The following is a 16,536-nucleotide window of genomic DNA, read 5'->3' as shown; positions in this document are numbered from 1 at the left end:
GCCTAGTGCGACGCGTCGCGCCTCGACGGCGTCAGCCGCACCGGCAGATGCTTTATCCCGTTGATGAAGTTCGAGCGAAGGCGCTTCACCTCGCCGATTTGCTCGATCGCGCCGACCCGCTTCGCGAGTTCCTCGAGCAGGATGCTTATCTCCATCCGCGCGAGGCTCGCGCCGAGGCAAAAGTGCGGACCGCCGCCGCCGAAGGCCACGTGCTCGTTGGGCGAGCGCGCGATGTCGAACGTAAAGGGATTTTCGAAAATCTCCTCGTCGCGATTGGCGGAGATGTACCAGATGCCCACCTTGTCGCCCGCCTTGATCTGCTGCCCGCGCACCTCGGTATCCTTCGTCACGTTGCGGCGGAAATACATCACCGGCGACGCCCAGCGCAGGACCTCTTCGGTTGCCGACGTCACCAGCGACGGATTCTCGACCAGCTTGCGATACTGCGCCGGATGATCGATCAGCGCGTGCACGCCGTGCGAGAGCGCGTTGCGCGTCGTCTCATTGCCGGCCACCGCCAGCAGCAGGAAGAACACGTTGAAGTCCATCTCGGAGAGGCTGTCGCCGTTCGCATCCGGTTTCAGCAGCGTGGTGACGATATCGTCGCGCGGGTCCTCGCGGCGCTGCTTCGCGAGTTCGTTCGAGTACATGTACATCTCGATCGCGGCATGCTGCGCCATCTGCTCGCTCACCGCATATTCGGGATCCTTGCTGCCGATCATGCGGTTGCTCCACTCGAACAGCTTGTGGCGATCCTCGAACGGCACACCGAGCATCTCGGCGATGACCTGTAGCGGCAACTCCGACGCGACCTCAACGACGAAATCGCAATCGCGTTTCTCGAGCGCCGGCTCGAGGATTTTGATCACCATCTCGCGGATGCGTCCGCCGAGCGCGTTGATCATCCGCGGCGTGAAACCGCGATTCACGAGCGAGCGGTAGCGCGTATGGTCGGGCGCATCCATCGTGAGCATCATGCGCCCCTGCGCGCTCAAGTCCGCCGCCGCGGCCGCATCTTCCATCGCAACGACGCCGCCGCGGCTCTGCTCCGACGAAAAGGTCACTCCGTCGCGATTCACCTGGACTACATCATCGTAGCGCGTGATCACCCAGAAGCCTGGTCCGTTGTTGGGCTCGCGATGCTTGTAGATTGGCGCGTGATGGCGCAGCCAGGTGAACCATTCGTGCGGAACGCTTTGCTCGAAGCGCTCCGCATCCAGCAAATCGATTTCGTCCAGATGCACGTGACACCTCCTGGCTGGTGCAATCGATGTCAGGTCGCGGTCATGCCGCCATCGACGACGAACTCCGCGCCGGTGCAGTAGGATGCGTCGTCGCTCGCGAGGAACAGCACCAGCTTGGCGACTTCTTCAGGCGTGCCTTCGCGTCCCATCGGCACCACGTTTTTGACGTACCACTCGCGTTGCTCTTTCGGGATGATGTCGATCATCTGCGTTCCGATAAGCCCCGGATGCACCGAGTTGACGCGAATCCCCGCGCTCGCATACTGAACCGCCGCGGCCTTGGTCAGCAGCCGCACCGCGCCCTTGGTGCCGTGGTAAGCAGTCGAGCCGGTGGAACCGGTAAGTCCCGCGACCGACGAGATATTCACGATCGAGCCGCCGCCGCGACGCCGCATCGCCGCGATCGCCGCTTTCATCCCGAGCCACACGCCTTTCTGATTGATGCTCACGATGGCGTCCCAGAGTTCCTCGCTGGTGTCCTCGAGGCCCGAGGTGTTGAAGATGCCGGCGTTATTCACCAGGATGTCGAGGCCGCCGAATTCCTTCTCGCAGAGCGCGACCGCGCTCCGCCAATCGTCAGCGCGGGTCACGTCGAGGTGGACCGCGACGACTGCGCGATCCTTCACATTGATTTCGCGCGCGACGGCGGCGGCCTGTTCGTCGAGCACGTCGCCGATCACAACTTTGGCGCCCTCGTTGACGAACAATCGCGCCTCGGCCGCGCCTTGTCCGCGCGCGCCGCCCGAAATCAGCGCCACTTTGTTTTTCAGACGATCCATTTATGAATAGTCTCCTCGCGGGAATATTTGTTCGATAGCAGGGGCGCTCGTGATTTGAAAGCCGCTGACTATCTTGGATGATCAGGAAACACTCACTCGCGCACGAAGTACCTGGAATTGCCGATCGTTTTCTGATCGCGCTAGCGATATTCGTCGCCGCAATCGCCGATCGAATTCATCAGGTCGCGCGATCGCGCAAGCACTGCGTCGATGCTCGCGCGATCGTCGGCGTCGAGCGCGAAGCCGAACACGCGCGCATTGTCCGCGATATGCTCGGCGACTCCGAGCCGCGCGCCGACGATCACGCCCGCCACCGCCGGACGATCAAGGATGTAGCGCACGCCGACATTCGCGATGCTCACGCGGTGCTTGTCGGCAATCGGTTTCAGCGCGCCGAGCAATTCCTGGAAGAGCGCCCATCCGCCCCACGCGTCGATCATGTTGCGATATTTCTGCATCGACGCGGTGTTGAGTTCGCCGCGATTCGGCTCGCTGCGACCAAGAAATTTCTCCGAGAGCAATCCGCCGAGCACGGTGCCATAGGTGAGCAGCGTGATGTTGTGAGCGCGGCAGTAAGGCGCCATCAGGACTTCGGGACGCCGATCGACAATCGAGTACTGCACCTGGTTCGACACGATGCGGATGCCGCTGTCGGTGATGATGCGCACGCGCTCGGTGTCGAAGTTGGTGAGCGCGAGATGACGAATCCTGCCCTCGCTAGCCAAGTCGGCGAGATGCTTGAGCGCGTCGAGATAGCTCGCGTCGGCGTAATCCCACCAATGAAATTGCAGCAGGTCGAGACGCTCGACGTTCATCCGTGACAGGGAGCGCCCGATTGCGTCATCGACCATCCGCCGCGTGATTCGGCCCGGCCGCGGCACCCACTTGGTGAATGCCTGAATCTCGGCGAGTCGCTCAGCGCCGTGGCGCGCGGCGAACTCGCGACGGAACTCGCCGATGAAATCCTCGGCGGGGCCGTAGTGATCGGCGAGGTCCCAGGTGGTGAAGCCGGCGTCGTGATAGGCGAACATCTCAGCCACTGCGCGCGCGGGATCGATGCGCCCGTGCGCGCCGGAGACTTGCCACATCCCGTTCAGGACGCGGCAGATGCTGAGATCGGGCGTGAACTGGAATCGACTCGATTGCGTTAGCGCCATTTTTCTTCTCCGCGATTCTGGCGGGATACTAGCGCTTTGTGGCGAGCGCCGAGAAGTTCGCGGCGCAACCTGTTACGCACGATTCGGTGCTATGGTGGCGCTCGATCAAAACGCCACGAGCGAGGTCGTATCGATGAAAATTGGCGCGTTGGTATTTCTCACCGAGCAATCGGGAAATCCGGGCGCGATCGCGCGCGAGGCCGAGAACCTCGGCTTCGAATCGTTCTTCGTCGCGGAACACATGGTGGTGCCGAGCACTTACACGACGCACTATCCGCGATCGCGCGACGGCAAGGTTCCCGAGTTCTACGCGCGTCTGATCGATCCGTTCGTCGCGCTGGCGATCGCCGCCGATGCGACCTCGCGAATAAAAATCGGCACCGCGATTTGCCTGCTGCCGCAGCGCGATGTGATCGAGACGGCGAAGGTGACGGCGTCGATCGATCTGTATTCGAAGGGGCGGCTCATCCTGGGCGTCGGCGCCGGATGGTTCCGCGAAGAGGCGCAAGTCATGGGTGTCGATTTCGCGCATCGCTGGCAGCATCTGCGCGAGTCGGTCGAGGCGCTGCGAATGCTGTGGAGCGGCGACGACGTCAGCTATGCGGGCGAGTTCGTCAAGTTCCCGCCGGTGAAGCTCGGGCCTAAGCCGGTGCAGAAACCGGGACCGCCGATATTGCTCGGCGCGCACGATCCCAAGTACGCGCTGAAACGAGTCGCGCGTTACGCCGACGGATGGTGTCCGGGCGGCCTTAGTGTCGAGAAGGCGCGCGAGTGTATCCCGCAAATCAAATCGATGGCGAAAGAATTCGGGCGCGATCCCGACAAGCTCGAATTCTCGGTGCTGCTGATGGGCGGCGACGGGCCGACCGCCGACGCGATGAAGCAATACGCAGAAGCGGGCGTGAGCCGGCTCGTCGTGGCGGCATCGGCGGTGTCGGAAGACGGCGTCAAAGTAGTGCGCGGACTCGAATCGATCGTCGAGTGCGCCGCGAAGCTGTAACGATTAACTCGTCGAAGAAAAAATCTGGCTGAGGAGAACGATGGGCGCACTCACGGATAAATATTGCATCGTAGGAGTGGGCGAGACGCCGCAGATGCGGCCCTCGAACCGCACCACGCTTTCGATGGCGTGCGAATCGGTGAGCAACGCGATGCGCGACGCGGGGCTCGCGGCGTCGGACATCGACGGGATGACGAGCTACCAGATCGGCGACTCCACCTCGTCGGCGCACGTCGCGACGGCGCTCGGGCTCAGGCTCAACTACTGCCTCGATATTTTCGGCGGCGGTTCGAGCACCGAGGCACTGGTTGCGCACGCGATTGGCCTTATCGAAGCGGGCTACGCGAAAACGATCGTGTGCTTCCGCTCGATGAACGGACGCTCGGGGCGCAGGATGGGCGGACAGATTCCCGGCGGACCGATTCCGGTCGCGACCGCCACCGACGACAACCAGTTCAACATGGGATGGGGCTGGACGACGCCGGCGCAGCGCTTCGGCATGTCCGCGATGCGCTACCTGCGCGACACCGGATGCACCACCAAGGCGTTCGCCGAGATCGCCGTGGCGCATCGCTATCACGCGAGCCTCAATCCGAAGGCGCGACATCGCTCGCCGATCACGATCGAGGATCATCAGCGCTCGCGATGGGTCGTCAAGCCGTTTCGCCTGCTCGATTGCTGCCAGGAGACCGACGTGTCGGCCGCGATCATCGTGACGTCGCGCGAGCGCGCCTACGACTTGCGGCATCCGCCGGTGTTCATCATGGGTGGCTATGCGCGCACGATGACCGAATCGCCGAATTGGAACTACTCGCGGCCGGTGCTGCACTACGTCGCGGGCAACTACGGATGGAAGCGCGCGTTCGGCATGGCCGGCATCAGCCATAAGGATGTGGATTTCGTCTCATGCTACGACGCGTTCACTTTCACCACGCTGATCCAGCTCGAGGCGAACGGCTTTTGCGGACCCGGCGAAGCGGGCGAATTCGTCAAGGGCGGACGGCTCAAGATCGATCACGAGTTACCAAGCAATCTTTCGGGCGGGCATCTGTCGGAAGGCTATACGCATGGCGTGCAGATGGTGATCGAAAACGTGCGGCAACTGCGGCATCGCGCGGACGACGCCTGCCCCGGATGGCGCGAAGGTAACCACACTTACAATCGCGATCAAGGATGCCGGCAGGTGAAGAACGCGCGCATCTGCTGCGGGATGGCGTGGGGTTGGGAGAACATGGCTAGCTGTCTAATCCTGCGAGGCATCGCCGCGTGACCTTCGCGCGGTTCCAAGAATCGCGCGATACAGATTCAAAAGGATTCATCTTATGCCGGTGACGATTGACTATTCGAAACTCCGCATCCTCCCTGATCCCGACACGCGCGAATGGTGGGAGGCGACGCGCCAGCACAAATACCTGGTGCATCAGTGCAATAAATGCGGCCATAAGTGGTTTCCGCCGAACATCCCCGCGTGCAGCAAATGCATGTCGATGGATGTCGGATGGTTCGAGACTGCGGGCAAAGGCGTGATTCATAGCTATGTGGTCGTGACGCAGCCGATCGTGGGCGCATTCATCGAGTCGGTGCCTTATGTCGTCGCGTTGATCGAACTGGATGATTGCAAGGAAGCTGATGGCACCGTCACGCGCGTCGCGGGAGTGCTGACTAACGACGAGGCGGAAGTCGCGATCGGGCTGCCATGCGAGGTGCTGTTCGAGGCAACGAATGATCCGAAGATCGTGATGCCCCGCTGGCGCATCACCGGCAGCGCGGAAAATACGTGGCGCTTCGAAGAGTAGCCGGGTCCACAATTCAAGGAGCCGCTCTGAGCGGAGGCTGCCGAAGTCGAAGGATCTCGATCAAGCAGCGCTCAGGTCGGCACGTTTGAGCGAACCCAAATGAAAACTGCATCAGCAAATCACTTTTGTCATTCTGAGCTCAGCGAAGAATCCCGGATCTTTTACTTCGCTCGGCATCCCTCCGGGATTCTTCGCCTGCGCAGCCTTCGGCTCAGAATGACAAATGTGGGGCGTACAAAAAGTTCACAGACTCTGAGCGGATGAGTAAGTAAGCGTCCCAACAGCTGAGTTGCTGGCGTTTTGCCTTGACTTGATGTTATCAGTGCCTTCCTCGAACTATGCGGATAACACTAAAACGTGTCGCGACCGAGCTTGGGGCCCTCAGCAGCGGGAGCAAGCTTCTTGTGGTCTATGGGTTGGTTCTCGCCGCAGTCTATTGCCTATCGGGAGTGCGCTTGGTGCGCCAATCCGCCACGTTTGCCGGCATGGTCGGGCTCATCGCTGCACTGTTATGCGGACTTACTTTCTCGCATCGCGCGCGCGTTGAGATCGGGCGACGCCAACTCAGATATCTCAAGGTGCGCAAACTAACCGGACTGGCGGGAGCCGCGGGAATTTCAATCTTCGCGGTGAGTTTCCCCTGGCGAGTCACAGCCAGCTCGGAACGACTTTCGAAAGAGTCGGCCTATACCGCGTGGTGCATGGTCGTACCTCCACTAGTCGTCCGTTCGGGCGTAACCTATATGAAGGCGAACCTCGACGCACCTCTCGACCAATGGCAAATAGAGAAGGGGCCTGACGGTACTCCGATTGTCTACATCTCGAATGAGCTTTGCGAGAAATCGCGCGCGCCTCTTGCGAAGACCGCAATCGACACTCTACGGAAAGCGCCGAAGGATATGGAGCAGACTCCTTCTCGTATGGATACTCTTCAGTGGACGTTTTCGCTCGAGATGGCTAATGCAAAATGTATCGAGACCAACGATCCCCGGCTGGGGCGAGATACTCCACGACTTTGAAGAGCGCCCCCATAGAATCGCGATCGAGGGTCATCCGTCGCGTCAGGCGTACGCGCGCGATCGTCAGATCGCAGTGCGCCGTTACAACTTGCGCAGTGATGCGATGGTGGTGGCAGTTACGCCGGCGCGGGTGAGAACTTCGGCGGTGTGCTCGCCGAGGTGCGGGGCGCGGCGGGTGTAGGAAAAATGCGGCGACTGTCCGTCGCTGGCGACGGTGCCCGGATAGCGCAAGCTGCGGCCCAACTCCGGATGCTCGATCGTCGCGAAGCTGCCGCGCGCGGCGAAGTGCGGATCGTCGAGATTATCCTCGGGCCGGCGAATCGGCGACCACGCGAGACCGACCGACTGCGCGCGCCTGAAAATCTCATCGGCAGAGCGGCTCTCGACTACCTCGCCGAGCAAGTCGTTGCGATAGATGGCGGCGGCGACGCGATCCTCTTTTTCGAGTTGCACAAATTCCGGTGTTCCCAGCACGTGCCCGATTCCAACTTGATCGGCAAGTTCCCCGAGCGCGCGCATCTCGCGTTCGAAGGGACTGAGGCCCGCGAGCATGAAGACGCCGTCGGCGCTCTTCGAGAGCCGCGCGTGCGTGACGCTCGGTGCGGCGTGGCGCGCAGTCTGCCGCTTCAGGACTAGCCCGCTGTAGATGTAGGTCGGAATCGCGACCTCGGTGCAGGTATTGACCGCCTCATGCACCGACACGTCGATGAACTGGCCTTCGCCGCTGAGTTCGCGGAAGTTGATCGCCGCCATCATCGCGACCGCCGCGTATTCGCCGCCCAAGTGATACGAATGCCACATCGCAGGCGCAATCGGCGGCGTGTCGTAAACTCCGTCGTCGGCGGGATCGTAACCGCAGACGGCCATGATTCCGCCGAGCGCCATCTGCACCAGATCGGTGGCTTTCAGCGCGCGATAAGGACCGTCGAGTCCGAACGGCGTGATCGTGCATACGATGAGCCGCGGATTGTCGGCGGCGATTTTGCGCCAGAGCGGCAGGCGCCGCTCGACCGTCTCGAACTCGCCGGAGAGGAGCACGATGTCGGCGGTGGCGGCGAGCGCGGTGAGCACGGGGATCGCGGCGGCATCATCGACGTCGAGTACGACGCTCTTTTTGTTCAGGTTGTAGCGCCAGAAAAAAAGACTCTGCTCGATGTCGTCGGAGGCGGTCGCGAACGGACCGATTCGTCGCGACTCCGCGCCGTCGCGCGGCTCGATTTTGATGACCTCGGCGCCGAGGCCCGCGAGCAGCAAGGCCGCGTAATCGCCAAGCTGATTGCCGATTTCCAGGATCGTGAAATTGGCAAGCGAGGATCCGAGATTGCCGTTGTGATCTAGATCGTTCAAATCACACCTTCCTCTGCCAGCGATGACATCTCATCCGCGCTGAGGCCGACCAGCTTGCCGTAAACGAAGTCGTTGTCCTCGCCGAGTTTGGGCGCGGCGCGGCCGGTTGCTCCGCCGACGTTGGCTGGCGATCGCGACAGCTTGGCGGGGAATCCTTCGATGGGCCAGGTGCCGATTTCGCTGTGCGGCAACTCGACGAAGTAGCCGCGCGCCTTGAGCTGAGGATCGCGGTCGAATCGATCCGAGGCCTTCTGCACGACGCCCGCAGCAATCCCGCGCGCCTGCAATCGATTCATCAGGTCGTAGCGCTCGCACGCGGACGTGAACGTCGCGAGCATCTCGTCGAGCGCATCCTCGTGTTGCTTGCGACCGGCCGCGCTTGCAAATTGATCGTGACGCGCCCACTCCGGCGAACCCATCTCCTCGATCAGCGCGCGCCACTGCTCGTCGGATTGAATCGAAATCGCAATCCAGTTGTCGTCGCCGTCGCATCGATAAGCGCCGTGCGGCGACCAGTCGCGAAACGGCATCCGGTTTCCGTAACGAGCGGTGGGCTTGCCGGTGATTTGATGCTCGACGATTGAGGTGCCCGACAGCATCAGGCCGGTTTCCGATTGCGACATGTCGATATAGCATCCGGCGCCAGTCTCGCGTTGCCGGCGAATCGCGGCCATCAGCATGATCGCGCCGAAATAGCCGGGCGAATGATCGAGATACGAATAGCCCCATCCCGCGGGCGGACGCGGCTCGGGCAGGCCTGAGAGAAACGTCAGGCCCGAGAACGCCTGCGCCGTCGGTCCGTAGCTGACGTAGTCCTTGTAAACGCCGGCCTTACCGACGCCGGTGGTTTGCATATAGATGATGCGCGGATTGATCTTGCGCAGTTCTTCGTAGCCGAGATTCCACTTGTCCATCTGGCCGGGACTGAAGTTCTCGGTAATCGCGTTGGCGTCGCGCACCATCCGCCGCAGCAGATCGCGCCCCTTCGGATGATTCAGGTTGAGCGTGATTCCGTACTTGCCGGGATTGGTGTTGTTGAAGTACGCGCCGCGATCGAAATTCCCGCGGATACCGTGGCCGTGCGACACTCCCTGGCTTATCCCGCCGTCTGGGCGCGCGTGATCGGGCGCGAATGGCGGCGAATAGCGGATGAAATCGATCGCCTTGCGCTCGCGCCATTCGATTCGAATCACCTGCGCGCCGAACGACGCAAGCAGGCGCGTCGCCTGCGGCCCGACCTGCAGCCAGGTGAGATCGATAATCCGCACGCCCTCGAGCGCTCGTCCGCCTTTCGCATCGCCAATACTCATCACTTTATCCGGTACTCGAAATCGAGGTCCGCATTCAAGCGCGACGTGCTTTCGAACGATCAGGAAATTCCGGCATCGCGGAAAAACTTGAGCATCGCGTCGAGCAGCGCGCGCGGATTGTCGCCTTGCACGTTATGCCCCGATTTTTCGATCCGCACCCATCGGCCATCGGGAAGCGAGCGCGCGAACTTCTCGGCGCCTTCGTCGGTGAGGATGTCGCTGAGCGCGCCGCGCACAACCAGCGTCGGGCATTTGATCTTCGAGACTTCGGACACGAGCCGCGCGCGATCATCGCTGAACGACCGCATCGCTTCGTCGGTACGGCGCCGCTGATCGTGCTTGAACATCCATTTGCCGGCGGGCGTCTCGCGCAGGTTGTAATGCAGGCTGCGGCGCAGCACCGCGGGATCGCGGATCGGATTGAATTTCACCGCGCGCTCCAGAAACTCCTCTGGCGAGTCGAGTTCCAGAGTGGCGGCGAAGTCTCGAATGCGGTCCGCGCCTGACGCGCTGATTTCCGGCGCCACATCGACGATCACCATCGCGCGCATCCGATCGCTATGGCGCGTCGCATACGCGATCGAATTGAGACCGCCCATCGATTGCCCGACCAGAATCGGACGGTCCAGTTTCATCGCGTCGATGAAGCCCTCGATATCGCCAAGATGAGCCGCGACCCGATAATCGACGACCGGCGACCATTCGCTGTCGCCATGACCGCGCTGATCGAGCGCGACGCATCGATAGCGCCCGCGCAGCATCACCGCGACGCAGTCCCAGGTATGCGCGGTCAGGCCGCCGCCGTGCAGAAACAGGATCGGCGCGCCGGAGCCGCCCCAGTCGAGGTAATGCAGGCGCATCGCGCCGACGATCACCTGGCAATCGTCGGGCAACGCGATCGCGTCGGGATGAAGATCGGCGATCCTGAGCGTGGTGCGGAACATCTCGAGTTCATCGGTTCGTTCCATTGCGAGTTCCTCTTTCGACTGCTCAAGCGGAACTACAACCCGGCGCGGCGATCGTCAAGGAATCAGGAGATCGCCGAGGGCGCAGACGGTATGAATCGAGTTGAGAGGGAGGTGACGGATTTTGTGTGCGGGTGCGGCGAGGGTTTCGATCCCCCACCGCACAACTCAGGAAGTTAGAAGGCGGCAGTGACGGTCGAGATCTCGCTGGTGATTTTTCCACCAAGCAGCGTGTAGGCCGTCATGCCGGCGACCGCGACCGCGGCGAGGATCAGCACGTACTCGGTCATCGTCTGGCCCTTGCGGTTCTCGCGGATTGCGACGAAGAGTTTAGTCAGGTAGTCCATTTTTATTCCCCTTTGCACCGTGTTGGCGCTGTTTTGTCGTTGTCAGTTCTGATGACTAACTACTGCATCCGCCGTGCCGTCGCGGCCTACTGAGTAGTGTTGTGAAATTCGAGTTGATTCGAACTCATGACCAGAATTGCATCGAAGCGCAGTGTCATGACGGGACATCGTGTCCCAACGTGGACCCTTCGCGATCGATGGACCTCGCGCGTGCAATCGGTCGTGAAATCGGGCTAGTTTGAGCGGGACATCGATAGGCCATTTCCTTGGAGAAGCTGAATGATTCCTTTTGCCGGTAATCCATTGGATCGCGCGAGTGAAAAGCGCATCGACGCAAACTGGATCGAATCCAAGCGGCGCGATCCGTCGTCGCTGATACTCCCGATGTGGCGCCTTGAGCCTTTTTTGCTTGGCTCGGAAAAGTCGAGCGCTCAGCTCGAGCTTGGGCTGCTGAAGCCCGGCATCGCGGATTCGCTCGCTGGCAGCAACGCGCCGTGCATCTTCCTGGGCCTCGACGGCGAGCGCGCGGTATTCGCGCTCGACGTTTCGGACGCCGGCGATCCAATGAACGCGGGACCGCTCGCGGGACTCGGCCATTTTCGCGACGCGCGCGTGGCGGCATCGAATGTGTCGATCAAGGATGCCGCCATCATCGGACAGGCGAAGGCGCTGATCGATTGGCATCAGCGCCACGGCTTTTGTCCGCGATGCGGCGAGCCGACCAAGCTGATGGACGCCGGGTATCGCCGGCTATGCGGTAAATGCAACGCCGAGCATTTCCCGCGCGTCGATCCGGTGGTGATCATGCTCGCGACTCACGGCGAGGCGTGCCTGGTCGGACGCGGCAAGCTGTTTCCGCCCGAGATGTTCTCGGCGCTGGCCGGCTTTATCGAACCCGGCGAAACGGTCGAGGAAGCGGTGCGCCGCGAACTGATGGAAGAAGCTTCGGTCAAGGTGGGCGAGGTGACCTACTACTCGACGCAGCCGTGGCCGTTTCCCTCTTCGCTGATGATCGGATGCTTCGCGAAGGCGGAAAGCCGCGACGTCAAGGCCGACGAGACCGAGCTTGCCGAAGTGCGATGGATCGAGCGCAGCGTCGCGCGCGAACTGGTCGAAGGCAAGGCGGTGGACGGCGTGCGAGTGCCGCCGCCGATCGCGATCGCGTACCACCTGATCAGGACATGGGCGCTCGGCGAGCAGTGACTGGATATGCGACTAGCTAATCGACAGGAGCCGGAACTATGGACATAGGAATAATGATCGCGGCGACCGCAGAATCGGGAGACATCGCGGAAATCGCGCGCGAAGTCGAAAACCTCGGCTACGAGTCCTTCTTCATCCCCGAGCATCCAGTGATTCCGGTCGGCTTCAAGACGCCGCTGCCCGGCGGCGGCGGAGGCACGCTGCCCGAGCATTACGGGCGCTGGATGGATCCGTTCGTTGCGCTCAGTGTCGCCGCCGCGGTTACCCGGCGCGTCAAGCTCGGCACTGGAATCTGCCTGCTGCCGGAGCGCGAACCGATCATCACCGCGAAGACGATCGCCACGCTCGACATCCTGTCGGGTGGCCGCGTGATCCTGGGCGTCGGCGCGGGATGGTTGCGCGAAGAGACCGAGGCGATGGGCGCGCGGTTTGAAACGCGCTGGAAGCGGCTCCGCGAGACGGTCGAGGCGATGCGCGTGCTATGGACCCAGTCGGAGCCCAGCTATCAGGGCGAGTTGGTGAAGTTTCCGGCGCTACGATGCGATCCCAAGCCGGTTCAGAAGCCGGGGCCGCCGATTTTGCTTGGCGGGCGCGGACCCAAGGTGCTCGAACGGGTGGTGCGCACTTACGATGGATGGGTGCCGCTTGCGGGCCGGCCGTCGAGCTTCAAGCGCGATATCGATGCGCTCAAGCAGGTCGCCGTCGAGCGCGGCCGCAATCCCGATACGATCCACGTCAGCGGATTTGTCGGCCCGCCGGAGGACGGAATATCGCTCGAGGATCTGAAGTTGTACAAGGATGCGGGTGCGCATCGGCTGGTGCTGTTTTCGCAGGGCGACGCGATCAAAATGGCAGCCGGCAAGACGCTCGAGATCGTGCGCCGGCTGGCGCCGACGGTCGAGCGCGCCGCCAGGATCAAATAGCGGCCCGGGGCTCGGTCGTTCCTGATGTGCCTTCGCACTGGAAATCTCGATCGATCTCGTGGCAAGCTGCAAAATCGATCGGCTCATCGGCATTGACCGCTGCTGAACCGGCACGGCAATGACCATACGCACGGAGGATTCTGACCATGGCAGAGGCGCAAGAGAGGCCCAAGATCGAGAAACCTATCGGACTCGCCGCAAGACCCACGCGGAACCAGGAGTTCTACGATAGCGTCAAGCAGAAGTTCGCCGAGGAACGCGATCTCCGGCTGAACTACCGCCCGGAAGGCACCAGGCAATACATATCCGACCTTAGCGGCGACCTGGCCAGATACGAAATCGATCCGTATGGCGGCGAAGTCAAGCCGCGCGCGCCGATCAACGACACCGTCGAATGCCTGTTCATCGGTGGCGGGTTCTCGGCACTGCTTACTTCCGCGCGATTGCGCGAGGTTGGCGTCGAGAGCATCCGGATCGTCGAGAAAGGCGCCGATGTTGGCGGTACCTGGTATTGGAACCGTTATCCGGGGGTCGCGTGCGACGTCGTCGCTTATGACTACCTGCCGCTTCTCGACGAGATGAACTACGTGCCTAAGGATCACTACGCGAAAGGTCCTGAGATCTACGCACACTGCCAGGCTATCGCGAGGAAGTACAACCTCTACGAGCTAGCCGTGTTTCAGACCACGGTTACTTCGACTGAGTGGAATGAAGCCGAGCAGATGTGGCACCTGACCACCGACCGGGGCGACCACATGAAGGCGCGGTTCGTGATCTGCGCCAATGGCACACTATCGAAGCCTAAGCTGGCGAAGATAAAAGGGCTCGAAATCTTCAAGGGCCATTCTTTTCACACATCGCGCTGGGACTATGCCTACACCAAGCCTGATTTGTCGGGCCTGAAAGACAAGGTAGTCGGGATAATCGGCACCGGAGCGACAGCCGTACAGGCTATCCCCGGACTAGGTGCGGCGGCGAAGGAGCTATATGTCTTTCAGCGCACACCTTCTTCAATCGATATTCGCGATGACTGGGAGACCGATCCCGAATGGGCGAAGAGCTTGCCGAAAGGATGGCAGGCGAAGCGGCGCGAACGGGCAAAGATGGCGCCCCAGATGATGATGAGTCCCGCGCAGAAAGCCAAGCTCGACGCGATGTCGCACGATGATAAGATTCGATTGCAGGAGAACGCCAACATCGAAGCGATGATGAAAATCCATCAGCGCATCGATGAAATTGTGAAGAACAAGGCCACCGCGGACGCGCTTAAGCCGTGGTACATGCTGATGTGCAAGCGGCCGTGCTTTCACAACGATTATCTGCCTACCTTCAACCGGCCGAATGTCCATCTGGTGGACACGCACGGTAAGGGCATCACGGAGATAACCGAGAAAGGCCCGGTGTTGGAAGGCAAGCAGTACGAAGAGGACGTACTTATCTATGCTACTGGCTTCGAGGTGCAGAAGACCGGCATCTATAACCAGATCAAGGGCATAGGCGGCCTCGAGCTGAATGATAAGTACCGCGAGGGCATCCGCACGCTGTTAGGGATCCATTCGGAGGGCTATCCCAACCTGTTCATCATGGGCGGCTACCAGGCGTCCTTCCAGTTCAACCTGACTGACATGCTGCAAGCTCAAGGCGATTACATAGCTACCTGTATCGATTACGCCCGCCGCCATGGCTATCAATCCATGGATGCGACCAAAGAAGCCGAGGAGTGGTGGGTGCAGGAAGTAATCGAGCATCGCGGCAAGACCACTCGCAACCAGGATTGCACGCCGGGCTACTATAACTTCGAGGGCGAGTTCCAGCGCCGCCAGGATGGCAACTATAACGGCGGCTTCTTCCAGTACTGCAACCACCTGAACGAGGTGAAAGCGCGGATGGACGAGCACTTCTCGTTCACCAGGAAATAGCCAGCTAAGTTAATGAAGTAAGTGCCGTCTCGACACAAGCTATTCGGCGAAGTGCTCGAATCAGGCGCGCGATTTGGCGGCCGCTTCGACCGGAACCAGTTCGAGCGTCAGACGCTCCGTGCCGCGAATCAATGCGACCGGCGTGCGAATCCCGACCTGGCTCATCGTGAGGTAGCGCTGCAAATCGTCGATGCCGGCGATTGTCGTGTCACCGAGCCGAATCACGAGGTCGGCTTCCTTGATGCCGGCGAGCGCAGCCGGACTGTCCGTCTCCACCGCGGCGACACGCACCGCGGTGTCGGCGGGTAATCGATAGAAGCGCACGAAGCGGCGCGGCAATTCGACATTGTGGCCGGCGATTCCGATATAGCCGCGGCTGATCTTGCCGTCCTTGATCAGATGGCCCGCGACCAGCTTGGCGGTGTTGATCGCGATTGCGAAGCAGATTCCCTGCGCGGACAGGATGATCGCCGTGTTCACGCCGATAATCTCGCCGCGCGAATTGACCAGCGGTCCGCCGGAGTTGCCGGGATTCAGCGCGGCGTCGGTCTGGATGACGTTATCCACCAGCCGACCCGACGCCGTGCGGAGCGAGCGTCCGAGGGCGCTAACGACGCCGGCCGTGACGGTGCATTGGAAGCCGTAAGGATTTCCGATCGCGATCGCCAATTGACCCACGCGAATCGCCTGCGAATCGCCGAGCGACACGGCCGACAGATCGGACCCGACGATTCGAATCACGGCAAGGTCGGTGTGGGGATCGTCGCCAATCAGTTCCGCCTGCGATTTGCGCCCGTCGGAAAGCGTGACGGAGATTCGCGAGGCGCCATGAACGACGTGGCTGTTGGTGATGATGTACCCGTCTGGCGCCACGATGAAGCCCGAGCCACTGCCGGCGGGCGAATCCGGATGCTGCGAGGCGGCCGATCGCCACGCGGAAGGCCGGCCAACCTCGATATTCACGACTGCCGGGCTGACCGATTCGGCGGCGCCGATGACGGCGCGCGAATACGCGTCGAACAATCGGTCGTCGGACGAATCAGGCGGATACGGACGGCCGGAATTGGTGGCGCCGGCGTCCGAAATCAATCTCAATGAGGAACGCATTATCGATACTCCTGGAAGTAAAGATAATCACGATTTGCCCGATGTGATTGCGACCGCGAACAACGCTGACGACGCGGTCAGATTAATCAGCGCGAAACGCGCACGGGCCCAGCGAACCGCCAACAACGCCTGCTCCTACTGCGGCAGGGCAGGTTTCTGTGAGAGCGGATTAATCGGTCCGAACTCCGCAGGCGAGAGCGCGCGCGCCGTGATTCGGACGTCGTCGATCAAGCCCGAAAAGAAGTTGAATCCGCCAGCGCCGCCGTACGATGCTCCGGCTGCGTTCCGTCCGACGCCGATGCGGCTGGATCTGGATTTGCCGGCTGGTAGCGTGACCTGTCCAACCAGGACGCCGTTCGCATAGAGTTGCAGCACGCTTCCGGTAAAGACACCTGCGACGTGCGACCACTGATTCAGCGG

The 16,536-nt window shown here is 61.5% G+C and carries 16 protein-coding genes; 7 read left to right on the top strand and 9 right to left on the bottom strand.

Translation table 11 applies throughout. From position 1 onward, the window contains the following. Positions 1–2 precede the first annotated feature (2 nt). From Q7S58_RS09350 to Q7S58_RS09340, 3 genes are all read right to left on the bottom strand, one after another. Positions 3–1,244 (bottom strand): cytochrome P450, encoded by a 1,242-nt coding sequence (locus Q7S58_RS09350; protein WP_304823988.1) that lies wholly within the window; start codon positions 1,242–1,244, stop codon positions 3–5. Between the two features lie 29 nt (positions 1,245–1,273). Then, positions 1,274–2,023: an SDR family NAD(P)-dependent oxidoreductase gene (locus Q7S58_RS09345; protein ID WP_304823985.1), complete on the bottom strand. Its 750-nt coding sequence runs from the start codon at positions 2,021–2,023 to the stop codon at positions 1,274–1,276. 140 nt (positions 2,024–2,163) lie between these two features. Beyond that, positions 2,164–3,180: an aldo/keto reductase gene (locus Q7S58_RS09340; protein ID WP_304823983.1), complete on the bottom strand. Its 1,017-nt coding sequence runs from the start codon at positions 3,178–3,180 to the stop codon at positions 2,164–2,166. A 133-nt stretch (positions 3,181–3,313) separates the two neighbouring features. Here Q7S58_RS09340 and Q7S58_RS09335 point away from each other — a divergent pair, with 133 nt between their 5' ends. The 4 genes from Q7S58_RS09335 (at position 3,314) to Q7S58_RS09320 (ending at position 6,995) form a co-directional block, all read left to right on the top strand. Next, positions 3,314–4,180: an LLM class F420-dependent oxidoreductase gene (locus Q7S58_RS09335; RefSeq protein ID WP_304823980.1), complete on the top strand. Its 867-nt coding sequence runs from the start codon at positions 3,314–3,316 to the stop codon at positions 4,178–4,180. 40 nt (positions 4,181–4,220) lie between these two features. After that, positions 4,221–5,450: a hypothetical protein gene (locus Q7S58_RS09330; RefSeq protein ID WP_304823977.1), complete on the top strand. Its 1,230-nt coding sequence runs from the start codon at positions 4,221–4,223 to the stop codon at positions 5,448–5,450. A 52-nt stretch (positions 5,451–5,502) separates the two neighbouring features. Beyond that, complete coding sequence (locus Q7S58_RS09325) at positions 5,503–5,976, top strand: Zn-ribbon domain-containing OB-fold protein (protein WP_304823973.1); 474 nt, start codon at positions 5,503–5,505, stop codon at positions 5,974–5,976. A gap of 458 nt (positions 5,977–6,434) precedes the next feature. Further along, the gene (locus tag Q7S58_RS09320; protein ID WP_304823970.1) at positions 6,435–6,995 is read left to right on the top strand and encodes a hypothetical protein; all 561 of its coding nucleotides are present in this window, start codon (positions 6,435–6,437) and stop codon (positions 6,993–6,995) included. Positions 6,996–7,076: 81 nt separating this feature from the next. Here Q7S58_RS09320 and Q7S58_RS09315 read toward each other — a convergent pair whose 3' ends face one another. The 4 genes from Q7S58_RS09315 to Q7S58_RS09300 all read right to left on the bottom strand — a co-directional run bounded on the left by Q7S58_RS09315 (position 7,077) and on the right by Q7S58_RS09300 (position 10,964). Further along, positions 7,077–8,342 carry a CaiB/BaiF CoA-transferase family protein gene (locus Q7S58_RS09315; protein ID WP_304823967.1) on the bottom strand — a complete coding sequence of 422 codons (1,266 nt, stop codon included), beginning with the start codon at positions 8,340–8,342 and terminating at the stop codon, positions 7,077–7,079. Beyond that, positions 8,339–9,652, bottom strand: a complete 1,314-nt coding sequence (locus tag Q7S58_RS09310; RefSeq protein WP_304823964.1) for a CaiB/BaiF CoA-transferase family protein — start codon at positions 9,650–9,652, stop codon at positions 8,339–8,341. Before Q7S58_RS09310 ends, Q7S58_RS09315 begins: the two co-directional genes overlap by 4 nt. A 59-nt stretch (positions 9,653–9,711) precedes the next feature. Next, positions 9,712–10,620: an alpha/beta fold hydrolase gene (locus Q7S58_RS09305; RefSeq protein ID WP_304823961.1), complete on the bottom strand. Its 909-nt coding sequence runs from the start codon at positions 10,618–10,620 to the stop codon at positions 9,712–9,714. A 173-nt stretch (positions 10,621–10,793) separates the two neighbouring features. Further along, positions 10,794–10,964 (bottom strand): Flp family type IVb pilin, encoded by a 171-nt coding sequence (locus Q7S58_RS09300; protein ID WP_304820759.1) that lies wholly within the window; start codon positions 10,962–10,964, stop codon positions 10,794–10,796. A gap of 279 nt (positions 10,965–11,243) precedes the next feature. On the opposite strand from Q7S58_RS09300, the gene nudC reads away from it, so the two are divergent. The 3 genes from nudC (at position 11,244) to Q7S58_RS09285 (ending at position 15,009) form a co-directional block, all read left to right on the top strand. Then, entirely contained in the window at positions 11,244–12,167 is a 924-nt protein-coding gene (gene nudC / locus Q7S58_RS09295; RefSeq protein ID WP_304823958.1) for an NAD(+) diphosphatase, read from the top strand. 38 nt (positions 12,168–12,205) lie between these two features. After that, entirely contained in the window at positions 12,206–13,090 is an 885-nt protein-coding gene (locus tag Q7S58_RS09290; RefSeq protein ID WP_304823954.1) for an LLM class F420-dependent oxidoreductase, read from the top strand. Between the two features lie 146 nt (positions 13,091–13,236). Next, the gene (locus tag Q7S58_RS09285) at positions 13,237–15,009 is read left to right on the top strand and encodes an NAD(P)/FAD-dependent oxidoreductase (RefSeq protein ID WP_304823951.1); all 1,773 of its coding nucleotides are present in this window, start codon (positions 13,237–13,239) and stop codon (positions 15,007–15,009) included. Positions 15,010–15,069: 60 nt separating this feature from the next. Here Q7S58_RS09285 and Q7S58_RS09280 read toward each other — a convergent pair whose 3' ends face one another. Next, a complete protein-coding gene (locus Q7S58_RS09280; protein WP_304823948.1) occupies positions 15,070–16,116 on the bottom strand; it encodes a S1C family serine protease in 1,047 nt (348 codons plus the stop codon). Positions 16,117–16,251: 135 nt separating this feature from the next. Further along, positions 16,252–16,536, bottom strand: a 285-nt coding sequence (locus tag Q7S58_RS09275; protein ID WP_304823945.1) for a LamG domain-containing protein, incomplete at its 5' end; no start/stop codon positions are given.

This window comes from Candidatus Binatus sp. (genome assembly GCF_030646925.1).
In the GTDB taxonomy this organism is placed as follows: domain Bacteria; phylum Desulfobacterota; class Binatia; order Binatales; family Binataceae; genus Binatus.
The sequence above is the reverse complement of the archived record's forward strand: the minus strand, read 5'-3'. Positions and strand labels throughout refer to the sequence as shown.

Bases quoted from the DNA above. Each gene is read 5' to 3' on its own strand.
- Q7S58_RS09280 (WP_304823948.1), bottom strand. From the start codon at position 16,116: ATGCGTTCCTCATTGAGATTGATTTCGGACGCCGGCGCCACCAATTCC.
- Q7S58_RS09305 (WP_304823961.1), bottom strand. From the start codon at position 10,620: ATGGAACGAACCGATGAACTCGAGATGTTCCGCACCACGCTCAGGATC.
- nudC (WP_304823958.1), top strand. From the start codon at position 11,244: ATGATTCCTTTTGCCGGTAATCCATTGGATCGCGCGAGTGAAAAGCGC.
- Q7S58_RS09300 (WP_304820759.1), bottom strand. From the start codon at position 10,964: ATGGACTACCTGACTAAACTCTTCGTCGCAATCCGCGAGAACCGCAAG.
- Q7S58_RS09325 (WP_304823973.1), top strand. From the start codon at position 5,503: ATGCCGGTGACGATTGACTATTCGAAACTCCGCATCCTCCCTGATCCC.
- Q7S58_RS09310 (WP_304823964.1), bottom strand. From the start codon at position 9,652: ATGAGTATTGGCGATGCGAAAGGCGGACGAGCGCTCGAGGGCGTGCGG.
- Q7S58_RS09290 (WP_304823954.1), top strand. From the start codon at position 12,206: ATGGACATAGGAATAATGATCGCGGCGACCGCAGAATCGGGAGACATC.
- Q7S58_RS09335 (WP_304823980.1), top strand. From the start codon at position 3,314: ATGAAAATTGGCGCGTTGGTATTTCTCACCGAGCAATCGGGAAATCCG.
- Q7S58_RS09345 (WP_304823985.1), bottom strand. From the start codon at position 2,023: ATGGATCGTCTGAAAAACAAAGTGGCGCTGATTTCGGGCGGCGCGCGC.
- Q7S58_RS09330 (WP_304823977.1), top strand. From the start codon at position 4,221: ATGGGCGCACTCACGGATAAATATTGCATCGTAGGAGTGGGCGAGACG.
- Q7S58_RS09285 (WP_304823951.1), top strand. From the start codon at position 13,237: ATGGCAGAGGCGCAAGAGAGGCCCAAGATCGAGAAACCTATCGGACTC.
- Q7S58_RS09340 (WP_304823983.1), bottom strand. From the start codon at position 3,180: ATGGCGCTAACGCAATCGAGTCGATTCCAGTTCACGCCCGATCTCAGC.